The organism is Haladaptatus sp. T7 (assembly GCF_026008575.1).
GTDB classification, from domain to species: Archaea; Halobacteriota; Halobacteria; order Halobacteriales; family Haladaptataceae; genus Haladaptatus; species Haladaptatus paucihalophilus.
This window is the reverse complement of record NZ_BROP01000005.1, coordinates 142,160-153,556: the sequence shown is the minus strand read 5'-3', so window position 1 is coordinate 153,556 and position 11,397 is coordinate 142,160. Positions and strand designations below refer to the sequence as shown.

The window sequence follows — 11,397 nt, the reverse complement described above, 5'->3', positions numbered from 1 at the left end:
CGGAAAACGAGCCGGTGTTACGAGTGACGAGCGTACCGGTAACCGGCACGTTCTAGCCGTCGTCTAATTACCAACTATGATACCTGTCTAGAAGATTAAAGTCAGTGGGAAGACAAGTAGAACACATGGCGCTGTCGGATATCGCGGCCGGATTGGAGGTGACGGCCGAACAGCAAGAGTACGGTGTCGCAACCGTGGACGACACCGGACGGGACCTCCGCGAACGGCTCGCACCGTTCGGCGACGCGTTACCCTGCGAAACGGACGCCGCGGTAACGATAGTCGAGACGCACGCGTCCGGGACTTCGGTCGGCGAAAGCGCCCGCCGTGCAGGCGTCGCACCGATGACGGCCGCGAAGACGCTCCACCTGCTGGGTGTGCGCGGTATCTCGCCGCTTTCGTCCATCGGTCACGAACTTATCGAGGACTGGCTCTCCGCGAACTGCTCGCGGTCCGAAGCGCTCGCGCTGTCCGGCGCGAACGAAATCGAGTTCGCGCTGGCGACGTTCATCGAAACGCACGAGCCGCTGGACGGTGCGGCCGAAGTGCTCGAAAGCGCGTTGGCGATGAACGGGGACGCTGCCGTCGAAAAGCGAGACGCGCTGGCGGAGACGATGAGCGACGTGGGCGACCTATTGTAGCGAATTTCGAAACGCAGGGAAAATCAGCTTCGAAGCGACTCCGGCAGATAGTCGTCGGGAAGGTACTCCTCCGGGTCGATATCCAAGAACCGCTCCTCCGGAAACTCGACGTCGAGCGAAACGTCGAACACAGTTTCGACGGCGGCGACGATGGCGGGAGAAAACGACGCGTCGAGTTCGGGTGCGCTCGCCGGGACGTCCTCGACGGCAGTCTCGTCGCTCGTCGGAATCGGTACCGCGTCCTCCAGCGGATGCTCACCGTTCGCGCGATTGGCGAGAACGGTGTCCGCGTCCGTTCCGAGGTCGGCGAGGCGGCCGCGCATTCCCTGTACGGCGTCGGCACCGAGACGGGAGGCCGGTGCGACCAACGTCACCGTGTCCGCGGCGTGGACGGCAGCGACGGCCTGATTCGCGGCGACGGGCGGCGCGTCGATGAGAACGTGGTCGAACTCGTCCGCGGTTCGTTCCACGAGCCGCTCGAAGGCTTCTGCGGCAGTTGCGGTTTTCGCCCGTGCGAGGCGCTCGAAGGGAGCGTACGCGGGACAAAGCGAAAGCCGTCCGGAGGTTGGGACCGGATGTTCGAGGAGAGCGTCGGCGAGGCTGTCCTCGTCGGTGAGCAGTGCGGTGATGTCGGTGTCGATGCGGCCCGGAACGTGGCGCGCCAACCCCTGTGTAGCGAAAGCGGCGTCCAAAATCGCCACGTCACGCCCGACGTGAGAGAGCACGGCGGCGGTTTCGAGACAGAGGCGCGTCGTTCCGGCCCCGCCGGTCGCACCGACGAGTGCGGCAGTTCGTTTCACGTGTTCGAATCTAAATAGATTCGTTCTGGTATAAAAACATACAGTTATCGACCGTCGCGGATGTCGTCCGCAATCGCGTCCAGTTCCTCGTCCGAGAGGTCGGGACGGTCCCCCGCGATGGCGTGAATCGGATGGCCGCCGTCGCCGTCGAAACGGGGGATGATGTGGCCGTGAACGTGCGGGACTTCCTGTCCGGCAGCCTCGCCGTTGTTGAACGCGACGTTGCTCGCGTCGGCATCCACCGCGGTTTCGACGGCGGGCGTGAGGCCGTGCAGGACCGAGAACAGGTCCGCCGCGGCGTCGTCCGGGAGGTCGTCCAGCGTTTCGTGGTGGTCCTTCGAGATGACGAGCGTGTGACCCGGCGCGAGCGGGTTCACGTCGAGGAAGGCGAGGACGCTTTCGTCCTCGTAGACCGTTTTGCTCGGGATGTCTCCGGCGACGATTTGACAGAAGATGCAGTCGTTCGGCATGTCAGTGTAATCGTGCGACTCCCAGATGAAAGTTGAGGGTCCCGCGGTAGTTCGGGGAGGGGACTTTCGAAATCAATCGCGCAGTTGGAGCAGTTGCCGTCGCCGCGATTCGATGTCGAAATTCGGGTCGAGGTTCGGGTCGGCGGCCAATCGATCGAGAACGAGCAGGGGGTCGACTCCGGCCGCTTCGACGCGATCGAACAGCGCATCGACGTGTTGCCGATAGAGCGCGAGCGACGAGAGGAGGGCGGTGGCGAGAACCATCCCGGCGGCGGCGTCCGGTTCGTCCGGGAGCGCGTCGCTTATCGTGGCGAAGTTCGACGGTTCGACGTCCGGGTTCTCCACCGGTTCGAAGGCGAGACACCGCGTGCAGAGGAGAATCGACGACGGTCGGTCCGGGACGTCCGCACGGAGTTCGGACGGAACGGTGAACGTCAGTCGTTCGCCGCCGCATTCGGGACATTCCATACGAAAGTAGAGCGGCGCAAGCCTCAAAAAGATGGTATAGTTTCGTCAGCAGCGGGCGGGAACTCAGGTCGATGGCGGCGTTTCCGTGCGGTCGTCCGCCTCGTCGGTGACGTTGATGGGAATCCCTTCCTGGTCGCTCTCACCGAACCCGGCGCTGAGGATACGGGTCAAGGCGTCTTCGACGCTCTCGTCGGTTTCGGTTATGTCGTCCGATTCGACTTCGATGACGAATCCGGTGGTGATGTTCGGCGCGGTCGGCAAAAAGAGAAGTTCGCGGCCGTCCTCGGCCTGCTTGCCGGTTTTGAACGCGGTCATCCGAAGCCCGTTCCACGTCTCGATTTTGACGGGTTTCTGGAGTTGGTTGGTGTCGGAGAGGGCGGTTTCCGCGGCCATCTTCGACGCGTTGTACACGATTCGGAGGCCGGGCACTCGATTCATGCTTCCGTCGATAGCGTTCTCGACGACGCTGCCGAGCGTCGTCCGCATGAGATACCCGATGCTGAAGACGAGCGCGGTGAACACCGCGAGGACGATACCGACGCGGATGAGGGCGGCGGGGATTTTGATCAGTCCGCCGAAGAGGACGTATTTCGGCAGGTCCTCCAAGAACGGCAGCCCGGCGATTTTGAGGAACAACCACGCGATGATGTACGCAGTAACCAGTAGAGGGGCCAAAACGATGAGACCGCTTCCAGCATCGCGTTTCCACGAAGACATTTAGGTGTAGCGTCTGGTTGCAGGAATATAAACTAGTTGCAATATTTTTGCTACCTACCGAGGACGGCGCGGGCCGCGAAGAGGAGATTCTCCTTGCGCTCCATCACGCGACGATAGAAGTACGACATCCACTTGTCGCCGTAGGGGACGTACTGCCAGACTTCGTACTCCTCCGCCAGTTCCTCCTGTGCGTCCTCGCGGACGCCCATCAGCATCTGGATTTCGAAGTCGGTTCCGTACTCGTCGTGGAGTTCCGTCGCGTACTCTATCATCGCCGGGTCGTGGCTGCCGACCGCGATACCGTCGTCGAACTCCTGAAACATAAATTCGAGATACTCCCGGTAGGCCGCGTTGACGCGCTCTTTTTCCTTGTACGCGAGTTCCGGGGGTTCGTCGTAGGCACCTTTGACCAGTCTGACCTTGCCAGGGAGGTCGGCGAGTCGTTCGAGGTCGTCCTTCGTGCGCTTGAGATTCGCTTGAACGCAGACGCCGACGCCGCCATCGTGTTCGAGGGCGAGTTGTTCGAACAGGTCGAGGGTCGCGTCGGTCGTCGTGTGGTCCTCCATGTCGATCCAGACGAAAGTGTCGTCGGCCGCGTCCGCGATTCGCTCCATGTTATCGCGGTAGACGTGCGTACCGACATCCAAGCCGACCTGCGAGGGTTTGATCGAGACGCACGCCGAGAGGTCGGAGCGCTCGATGTCTTCGAGCAACCGAAGGTACACCTCGGCGTCCTCGTCCGCCGGTTCTCGCTCGTGGTAATGCTCGCCGAGAAGGTTGAGAATGACGTTGACGTTGCGTTGGTTCAAATCTCGCGTGTACTCGAGCGCTTCCGCCGGGGTTTCACCCGCGACGAACCGACTGGCAATCGGTGGTATCATGCATCTTCTTTCACACTCCCGCGTCTTATCATTGTATATTGCACCCGTGACAGTCATCGGCATATATTCCGGGCGAGACCGCTGGGTCTTAAGACCCGGAGGGTATCTATCCCCATATGAATCTTCTCGGTGCGGACGTGTTCGAAACCGTGGCCGTCGCGGTGTGGGCGATGTTGCCCGCGTACGTCCCGAACAATTTCGCGGTGCTCGCGGGGGGCGGCACGCCGATAGACGGCGGACGGACGTGGAACGGCAAGCGCATTCTCGGTGACGGGAAGACGTGGCGCGGGACGGCGGCCGGAATTCTGGCCGGAGCGATACTGGCCCTGCTACTGAACGCGATTCGTCCGACGGCGGCGGGCGCGCTGGGCGTCACGCTTCCCGACCCGTTTCCCGCCATCGTGGTTTTCACCCTGCCGGCGGGCGCGATGCTCGGCGACATGACCGCCTCGTTCCTGAAGCGGCGCACCGGCCGGGAGCGTGGCGCGGCGTTTCCCGGCATCGACCAACTCGATTTCGTCGTGATGTCGCTCCTGCTCACCCTGCTCGCCGCGCCGGGGTGGACGCTCGAGACGTTCGAGCTGCCGGTCGTCGTCGTCGTGCTCGTGGTGACGCCCCTCCTGCACATCGTGACGAACGTCATCGCGTACGTCCTCGGACTCAAGAACGAACCGTGGTAGAACGCCGCGGTACCGGCGGCAAAGAACTACTTTTAACCCGCCTCGCCACCGCGACTCGCACATGGCGAATCAGGAACTCATCGAGGCCTTGCGCGCGGCGGATGCCGTCCAGTACGGCGAATTCGAACTCTCCCACGGCGGGACGAGCGACTACTACGTGGACAAATACCTCTTCGAGACGGACCCGCACTGTCTGTCGCTCATCGCGGAAGCGTTCGCGGAGCGACTGGACGGGACGAAGCTAGCGGGCGTGGCCCTCGGTGCGGTTCCCCTCGTCGCGGTGACGAGCGTCGAGACCGAGACGCCCTACGTCATCGCGCGGAAGCAACAGAAGGAGTACGGGACGGCGAACCTCATCGAAGGACGACTCGACGACGGCGAGGAGGTCATCGTCCTCGAAGACATCGTGACGACCGGACAGAGTGCGGTGGACGCGGTGGAGGCCCTCCGCGACGCGGGTGCGGACGTGAACAAAATCCTCGTCGTCGTGGACCGAGAGGAGGGCGGCCGCGAGAATCTGGCCGACGCCGACGTCGAGATGGAGGCGCTGCTTTCGGCCTCCGACCTCCTCGCCGAGAACGACGCCGACGAGTGATGGCTCGGGGCGGACGGTCCGCCGCGTTCGGGGTGCCACTTGAATTGCTTTCGTGTTGTGCCAGCCGATTTTTTACGGCTATCGCCGATGAAATACCATGTCGCTTCGAAGCCACGCAAGCATCTCGCTCATCGTCTCTGGTATCGTTTCGTTTCTCATCGGCGTCGCCCCCGGGAGTTCGACGCTCTGGGGGGCGGGCCTCGTGGGCGCGGGGTTAGCCATCGGGCTGCTTCGAATTCTGCTGTAAAAGGACGCGACCGGGACGTTACGTCGTTCGGAAGGCGCGGTCGCCAGCGTCGCCCAGACCGGGGACGATGAAGCCGTCGTCGTTCAGGTGGTCGTCGATGCTGACCGTCAGGAGGTCGGCCTCGGGGAACTGGTCGTGGACGTGAAGCAGGCCGTCGGGTGCGCTGACGGCCGAGAGGACGAAGAAGTTCTCCGGGTTCGGTTGCTCGTTGAGCACCTCGTCGAGGACGGCGCACATGGTGCTACCCGTCGCGAGCATCGGGTCGGCGACGATGACGGTATCCTCCTCTGTGATTTCGGGGAGTTTGACGTAATCGATAGTGATGGGAAACTCGCCGTCGTCGTTCATTCCGGCTTCCTCGTCGCGTCCGGCGCTGATGACGCCCTGTTTGGCGCGGGGGAACGCCTTCAGCAGACCCTCCACGAACGGCGTCGCGGCGCGGAGCACGTTGATGATAACCACGTCGTCCAACCCTTTGACGCGCTCGCCCGTCGTCTCGGTCAGCGGCGTATCGATGGAGACGTACTCGGTGTCCATCGCGCCGTCGATGATTTCGTAACCACAGATGCGGCCGAGTTTTACGAGTCCCTTGCGGAAACCGACTTGTTCGGTCTCCTCGTCCCGAATCTTCGAGAGGGTGTCCTTCGCCATCGCGTGCGTGATGAGGTGGGCGTCACCTCGTTTTTCGATAGTCATATGCGATTCGTGCGCGGGAAGGGGCTATAAGCTAACGATACGAGCGAAGCCGCGGGACGCGGTGACAGGCCTCGCTGGGGCATCGAAACGCGACTATTCGCCGACTATCAACAGTCCGCCCTCGTCCTCGGGAAACGGATTGTCGAACGTGTCCCAGTCCTCGTCCATCTCCGCGTCGGTCAGCACGCAGTCGTCGAGTGCCGCGGTGATGGCCGCCTCGTCCACGTCGCTTCCGATGAAAACGAGTTGGGTCCGGCGGTCGCCCCACTCCTCGTCCCAGTAGGTCGCAGAGCGGTTGCTCCGGTAGAGGTCCTGGTCGATTTCGGGAAGGCTGGCGATCCACGGCCCCGCGACTTCCACGCGGGCGGCGGCCCCGGCCTGTCCGTACTCCAGTTTCACGTCGTCCCGTCCGGCGACCCAGAACGTTCCCTTGGCGCGGACGATGCCGCTCGGGAGCGACTCGAAGAAGTCGTGGAGTCGGCCGGGATGAAGGGGTCGCGTGGCGCGATACGAGACGGAAGAAATTCCGTAGGCCTCCTGCGGGTGACGGTGGTCGGATTGGTGGTGGTCAGAGTGGTGGTGGTTGTGATGATGCGATTCGTCGTGGTCGTGTTTCTCCTCGTGGTCCATCGCCCGTTTCCATCCGGCGGAGTCGGTCACGTCGCCGAGGTCGAACAGTCCGCGGTCGAGGATGCGGTCGGGGGACACCCGGCCGTGTTCGGTTCGAATCAGTTCCGCGCGCGGTTGCAGTGCGCGTAAGGTGGCCTCGATTTCGTCCAGACGGTCCGCGTCCACGAGGTCGCATTTGTTGAGCAACAGCACGTCACAGAACTCTATCTGTTCGATAACGAGGTCCGAGAGGGGGCGCGTATCGCCGTCCTCGGTTTCCGTGCGCTCGACCGGCGCGCCGTCGGCGAAGAACTCGTCGAACTGCCGCGCGCTGACGACGGTGACGGTCGTATCGACGTCGTAGCGCGCCGCGACGCGGGATTCGGTCGTAAACAGTCGGGCGATGGGAGCGGGTTCGCTGATGCCCGAGGACTCCACGACGAGCGTGTCGAACTCCCATTCGCGCGCGAGGCGGGTGACTTCGGTTCGGAGGTCGTCCTGTAGTTCACAGCAGATGCACCCGTTCGAGAGCTCCGCGACGCCCTCGTCGGCGACGAGTTCCGTCCCGCCCTGGAGGAGTTCGGCGTCGATGTTTATCTCACCCATGTCGTTGACGAGCACTGCGATGTCCATGTCGTCGCTCTCGCGGAGGAGGTGGTTGAGCGTCGTCGTCTTGCCCGCACCGAGGTTGCCGCTCAGAATCGTGACCGGAATGGACCCCTGATTCATTCGTTATCGTGGCACAGACATTCCAGCGTGTTAAGTGGCCACAATCGAACCGCGGGCTGACCGCCCCGCTTAAATAGCGAGGACGTCACTGTGTGGGTATGTCTCTCGCGGACCAAATCGAGACGTTCCGTCGCTCCGTCGAGGAGTGGCTTCGGGGGCTCTATCACGGGATGATTTCGCATCCCGCGTACGAACTGATAGAGAAGGAGGCCGAGGATTTGGAGGACGAATTCATGCTCGCGTGCTTCCCCGACGTCTTCGGGGTGCCGAGTCCCGTTTCGTACTACACCGCCGAACTGCTCCCCTACTTGACCGACGAGTTCGAGGCGTGGGAGCGTCGGATGTGGGACCGCGAATCGCTCGTCGAACGCAAGGGCCAACAGTACCACTTCTAACATGCGAAAGTTCGTGTTTTTCGGCGGCAAAGGCGGCGTGGGAAAAACCACGGTTTCCAGCGCGTACAGCCTGAAATGCGCCCGTTCGGGGCTGAGGACGCTCGTCGTTTCGACCGACCCGGCACACAGCACGTCGGACGTGTTCGACCAGCAGTTCGACGACGACCCGCGGTCCGTGGACGGCATCGAGAACCTCTGGGCGATGGAAATCGACCCCGAGACGGAGGTCGAAAACCACCTGATGGAGATAAAACGCTCGCTGGGCGACCACGTGAGCGCGGGGTTGGTGAACGCCATCGACCGGCAGGTCGAGATGGCCCACCAGACACCGGGTGCCCACGAGTCGGCGCTATTCGACCGGTTCATCGACGTGATGCGGAACTCGGACGACTACGACCGCGTGGTCTTCGACACCTCGCCGACCGGCGGAACACTCCGCCTCCTCTCGCTTCCCGAATTCCTCGAAGGGTGGATAGACCGTCTGCTTCACAAACGACGGCGGAGCATCGACCTGTTCGAGAAGGCCGCCATCGGCGACCGGGAACCCCGCCGAGTGGCGGAGGGCGACCCCATTATCGCCCGCCTGCAGGAGCGAAAGGAGAACTTCGAGTTCGCGGGCGAGGTGTTGCGAAACGACGCGGCGTTCTTCCTCGTCCTCAATCCCGACGAGTTGTCGATTCGAGAGACCGGCAGGGCGGTCGAGGAACTGACGGAATCCGGGTTGCCCGTGTCGGGACTCGTCATCAACAAGGTGACGCCGGAACCGGACGAGGACGAGACGGGACGGGGCGGGACGTATCTCCGCGACCGCTGTCGGACCGAACGTGAACGAATCGAACACATCCGCGAGTCGTTCGACGAACCGGTGGTCGCGATTATCGAATCGCGGGTGTCGGAAGTGAAAGGAACGCTGTTGGAAGAGGTCGCGGACGAATTGAACGTCGAGGTCGAAGCGGCGGCGGCCGAATAATCGAAATTTCACCTGTCAAAAACAACGATACATCGTTCCGAAAACGACGATTAGAGGCGTACCACACCGCCGAGAGTAAAGGAACACTTATTGTGCATCATCAATCCATTTGTTATGAGGCACAATACCATGGCGACTGCAATCATATGGCTAGTACTCGGCGTACTGGTACTTTTCAGCATAGGGTATCTAACCTATTCACGATATCTCGCACAGTTCGTAGAATTGGATGACAGCCGGGAGACACCGGCGCACAAATACGAAGACGGGCAGGAATACGTGCCCGCGAAGAAGCCCGTGTTGTTAGGGCATCACTATTCCAGTATTGCAGGAGGCGCACCAATCGTCGGGCCGATAACGGCGGGCGTGATTTGGGGTTGGATTCCGGCGTTGTTGTGGATCGCCATCGGGAATCCGCTGCTCGGCGCGACGCACGACTTCATCGCGTTGTCGAGCAGTCTCCGCCACGAGGGGAAGTCCATCGGGTACATCATCGGGGAGTACGTCGGCGAGCGCGGCAAGAACATGTTGCTGTGGTTCGCGTTCCTGACCATCATCCTCGTCGTCGGCGTATTCGCGTTCGTCGTCGGCGTCGTGTTCGAGGCGTACCCGAGCGCCGCGACGGCGAGCATCCTGTACATCGCGCTGGCCGTCGTGTTCGGGGTGTACCTGTACCAACTCAACCTACCCTTCGGGCCGGGAACCGTCGTCTTCGTCATCGGCGTGTTCGCCAGCGTCTTCGTCGGGCAGGCGTATCCGCTCGAGCTTACGGCGGAAACGTGGGTCCCCATCATTTTGGTCTACGCGTTCATCGCCAGCGTCCTGCCGGTGTGGACGCTCCTGCAACCGCGTGACTACCTGTCGTCGTTCCTGCTGTACGCGGGCGTCGGCGGCGCGCTGTTGGCGGTCATCGTCGGAACCGTCGGTGGCTGGCTCGGTATCGGCGCGATCACGCCGGCGGAACCGCTCACCGTGAACATTTCCGGCTACAACGGATTCATGGGCGTCACCGACCAACCCCTCTTCCCGCTGCTGTTCATCACCATCGCGTGTGGTACCATCAGCGGCTTCCACTCGCTCGTCTCGTCCGGGACGACTTCGAAACAGCTCAACCGGGAATCGGACGCACGAGTCATCGGCTACGGTGGCATGCTCGGTGAGGGCCTTCTCGCAACGCTCGCACTCTCGACCGTCGCACTGGTCGGATTCACCAAGGCTGGCGGCGGTGTCGGCCAAGCGCTTCCCAACTTCGCGGAGGGTGGCGGCATCATGCTCACGAGCTTCGGTATCGACCCCGGCTTTGGCGGTCCGTTCATGGCGCTCGTCATGGTGAGTTTCCTGCTCACCTCGACCGACACGGCGCTTCGCCTCGGTCGCTACATGTTCGAAGAAATCGTCGGGACGCCCGAAACGCAAGTGCAGAGCGTCGCGTCGAACCGGTATTTCAACGCGTTCGTCCAGTGCGGAATCGCGTACGCGCTCGTCGCGTCCGGCACGTGGTCGGACCTCTGGCCGCTGTTCGGCGGCGCGAACCAACTGCTCGCGGCGCTGGCGCTACTGACCGCGACGGTCTGGCTGGCGAACTGGAACAAGAGCAAACAGCTCATCAGCACGGGCGTCCCGATGGCGCTGATGACGTTCGTCACCATCCTCGGCCTGCTGTACCTCGCGCTCTACCAGAACGTCTGGCAGAAGTTCGTCAAGGGTGGGGATATGGCGCTCGGCAGCGCGCTGTCCGCGGGGGTACAGACGGTAATCGCCTTGGTACTCATCGCCCTCGCGCTCTCGCTGGTTCGTATCGGATACGAAAATATCACGTCGGCGCGGAGCGAACCGGGTGGCACACCGGTGACGGACGGCGGTGAATCGGACGACTAAGGTTTGAGTCGCCGCACGACGCGGTGTAGCAATCCCGATTTTTCGGACACCAACGGTCGCCAGAGAGCGAACGCCTTTCCGACGTCGGCGTTCTCGCTGGCTGCGAGCGTTTCGTTCTCCGGGGCGACGACGGCGAGGTTGATTTCGTACTGACCGTGCAGTCCGTATTTGAGGAGCGTTCGGTCGCTGAAATCGGAGACGAACTCGTCCACTTCGGTCGGGACGTCGGGGGCGATGACGACGAAGGTGAACGTCGTTCCGAAGTGTTCCTCGTCGGCCTCTATCCAGTCGTCGGCGAGTTCGTGGCCGAGGTCGACGAGCGCTTCGAGGTCGCTGACGCGGACCGAATTCGCGCGCCGGACGAACAGGTGCTCTTCGGCGCTGTGGTTGGCGTAGTTGATGGAGCGGTGGAGGAACTGCTTCTGTGTCTCTATCAACAGCCGTCCGTAGAGCGTGAACGATTCGCCGCGAGTGGCGTACTCCTTTTCGAGGTCGTAGTTGACGAAGAGGCGGTCGCTCACCCGGTCTACGTACTCGTCGTCCCAGTCCGGGACGGGATTCGATTGTCGTTCCGAGTCGTGAGACTCGATACCGCTATCCATACTGATTCGGTTGTGAGCG

The 11,397-nt window shown here is 62.4% G+C and carries 15 protein-coding genes; 7 read left to right on the top strand and 8 right to left on the bottom strand.

Annotated features, from left to right (window positions below; translation table 11 throughout):
• The first annotated feature begins 125 nt into the window (after positions 1–125).
• Entirely contained in the window at positions 126–641 is a 516-nt protein-coding gene (locus OPC11_RS14595) for a hypothetical protein (RefSeq protein ID WP_007976017.1), read from the top strand.
• A 23-nt stretch (positions 642–664) separates the two neighbouring features.
• On the opposite strand, the gene OPC11_RS14590 is transcribed toward OPC11_RS14595, so the two are convergent.
• From OPC11_RS14590 to OPC11_RS14570, 5 genes are all read right to left on the bottom strand, one after another.
• Positions 665–1,441, bottom strand: a complete 777-nt coding sequence (locus OPC11_RS14590; RefSeq protein ID WP_264782380.1) for a ParA family protein — start codon at positions 1,439–1,441, stop codon at positions 665–667.
• A 44-nt stretch (positions 1,442–1,485) separates the two neighbouring features.
• Entirely contained in the window at positions 1,486–1,911 is a 426-nt protein-coding gene (locus OPC11_RS14585; protein WP_264782379.1) for an HIT family protein, read from the bottom strand.
• A 72-nt stretch (positions 1,912–1,983) separates the two neighbouring features.
• The gene (locus OPC11_RS14580; protein WP_264782378.1) at positions 1,984–2,379 is read right to left on the bottom strand and encodes a DUF6276 family protein; all 396 of its coding nucleotides are present in this window, start codon (positions 2,377–2,379) and stop codon (positions 1,984–1,986) included.
• 63 nt (positions 2,380–2,442) lie between these two features.
• A complete protein-coding gene (locus tag OPC11_RS14575) occupies positions 2,443–3,096 on the bottom strand; it encodes a DUF502 domain-containing protein (RefSeq protein WP_264782377.1) in 654 nt (217 codons plus the stop codon).
• Positions 3,097–3,146: 50 nt separating this feature from the next.
• Entirely contained in the window at positions 3,147–3,977 is an 831-nt protein-coding gene (locus tag OPC11_RS14570; protein WP_264782376.1) for a proline dehydrogenase family protein, read from the bottom strand.
• Positions 3,978–4,093: 116 nt separating this feature from the next.
• Between OPC11_RS14570 and OPC11_RS14565 the strand changes: the two genes are divergently transcribed.
• From OPC11_RS14565 to OPC11_RS14555, 3 genes are all read left to right on the top strand, one after another.
• On the top strand, positions 4,094–4,657 hold the full coding sequence (locus tag OPC11_RS14565) for a CDP-2,3-bis-(O-geranylgeranyl)-sn-glycerol synthase (RefSeq protein WP_007976007.1): 564 nt from the start codon (positions 4,094–4,096) through the stop codon (positions 4,655–4,657).
• A 61-nt stretch (positions 4,658–4,718) separates the two neighbouring features.
• Positions 4,719–5,252: an orotate phosphoribosyltransferase gene (pyrE, locus tag OPC11_RS14560; protein WP_069452831.1), complete on the top strand. Its 534-nt coding sequence runs from the start codon at positions 4,719–4,721 to the stop codon at positions 5,250–5,252.
• A gap of 97 nt (positions 5,253–5,349) precedes the next feature.
• Complete coding sequence (locus OPC11_RS14555) at positions 5,350–5,499, top strand: hypothetical protein (RefSeq protein WP_264782375.1); 150 nt, start codon at positions 5,350–5,352, stop codon at positions 5,497–5,499.
• 18 nt (positions 5,500–5,517) lie between these two features.
• On the opposite strand, the gene upp is transcribed toward OPC11_RS14555, so the two are convergent.
• The gene (gene upp, locus OPC11_RS14550; RefSeq protein ID WP_007976002.1) at positions 5,518–6,195 is read right to left on the bottom strand and encodes a uracil phosphoribosyltransferase; all 678 of its coding nucleotides are present in this window, start codon (positions 6,193–6,195) and stop codon (positions 5,518–5,520) included.
• 93 nt (positions 6,196–6,288) lie between these two features.
• Positions 6,289–7,533 (bottom strand): GTP-binding protein, encoded by a 1,245-nt coding sequence (locus OPC11_RS14545; RefSeq protein WP_264782374.1) that lies wholly within the window; start codon positions 7,531–7,533, stop codon positions 6,289–6,291.
• A gap of 98 nt (positions 7,534–7,631) precedes the next feature.
• Between OPC11_RS14545 and OPC11_RS14540 the strand changes: the two genes are divergently transcribed.
• The 3 genes from OPC11_RS14540 (at position 7,632) to OPC11_RS14530 (ending at position 10,776) form a co-directional block, all read left to right on the top strand.
• Entirely contained in the window at positions 7,632–7,928 is a 297-nt protein-coding gene (locus OPC11_RS14540) for a hypothetical protein (RefSeq protein WP_007975999.1), read from the top strand.
• A 1-nt stretch (position 7,929) separates the two neighbouring features.
• Positions 7,930–8,898, top strand: a complete 969-nt coding sequence (locus tag OPC11_RS14535; RefSeq protein WP_264782373.1) for a TRC40/GET3/ArsA family transport-energizing ATPase — start codon at positions 7,930–7,932, stop codon at positions 8,896–8,898.
• Positions 8,899–9,027: 129 nt separating this feature from the next.
• Positions 9,028–10,776: a carbon starvation protein A gene (locus OPC11_RS14530; protein WP_264782372.1), complete on the top strand. Its 1,749-nt coding sequence runs from the start codon at positions 9,028–9,030 to the stop codon at positions 10,774–10,776.
• Here OPC11_RS14530 and OPC11_RS14525 read toward each other — a convergent pair.
• On the bottom strand, positions 10,773–11,378 hold the full coding sequence (locus OPC11_RS14525) for a hypothetical protein (RefSeq protein WP_264782371.1): 606 nt from the start codon (positions 11,376–11,378) through the stop codon (positions 10,773–10,775). The two genes, OPC11_RS14530 and OPC11_RS14525, sit on opposite strands and share 4 nt — an antisense overlap.
• Positions 11,379–11,397: the final 19 nt, after the last annotated feature.

Bases quoted from the DNA above. Each gene is read 5' to 3' on its own strand.
- OPC11_RS14575 (WP_264782377.1), bottom strand. From the start codon at position 3,096: ATGTCTTCGTGGAAACGCGATGCTGGAAGCGGTCTCATCGTTTTGGCC.
- OPC11_RS14565 (WP_007976007.1), top strand. From the start codon at position 4,094: ATGAATCTTCTCGGTGCGGACGTGTTCGAAACCGTGGCCGTCGCGGTG.
- OPC11_RS14525 (WP_264782371.1), bottom strand. From the start codon at position 11,378: ATGGATAGCGGTATCGAGTCTCACGACTCGGAACGACAATCGAATCCC.
- OPC11_RS14535 (WP_264782373.1), top strand. From the start codon at position 7,930: ATGCGAAAGTTCGTGTTTTTCGGCGGCAAAGGCGGCGTGGGAAAAACC.
- OPC11_RS14545 (WP_264782374.1), bottom strand. From the start codon at position 7,533: ATGAATCAGGGGTCCATTCCGGTCACGATTCTGAGCGGCAACCTCGGT.
- upp (WP_007976002.1), bottom strand. From the start codon at position 6,195: ATGACTATCGAAAAACGAGGTGACGCCCACCTCATCACGCACGCGATG.
- OPC11_RS14570 (WP_264782376.1), bottom strand. From the start codon at position 3,977: ATGATACCACCGATTGCCAGTCGGTTCGTCGCGGGTGAAACCCCGGCG.
- OPC11_RS14555 (WP_264782375.1), top strand. From the start codon at position 5,350: ATGTCGCTTCGAAGCCACGCAAGCATCTCGCTCATCGTCTCTGGTATC.
- pyrE (WP_069452831.1), top strand. From the start codon at position 4,719: ATGGCGAATCAGGAACTCATCGAGGCCTTGCGCGCGGCGGATGCCGTC.
- OPC11_RS14585 (WP_264782379.1), bottom strand. From the start codon at position 1,911: ATGCCGAACGACTGCATCTTCTGTCAAATCGTCGCCGGAGACATCCCG.
- OPC11_RS14530 (WP_264782372.1), top strand. From the start codon at position 9,028: ATGGCGACTGCAATCATATGGCTAGTACTCGGCGTACTGGTACTTTTC.
- OPC11_RS14595 (WP_007976017.1), top strand. From the start codon at position 126: ATGGCGCTGTCGGATATCGCGGCCGGATTGGAGGTGACGGCCGAACAG.
- OPC11_RS14540 (WP_007975999.1), top strand. From the start codon at position 7,632: ATGTCTCTCGCGGACCAAATCGAGACGTTCCGTCGCTCCGTCGAGGAG.
- OPC11_RS14580 (WP_264782378.1), bottom strand. From the start codon at position 2,379: ATGGAATGTCCCGAATGCGGCGGCGAACGACTGACGTTCACCGTTCCG.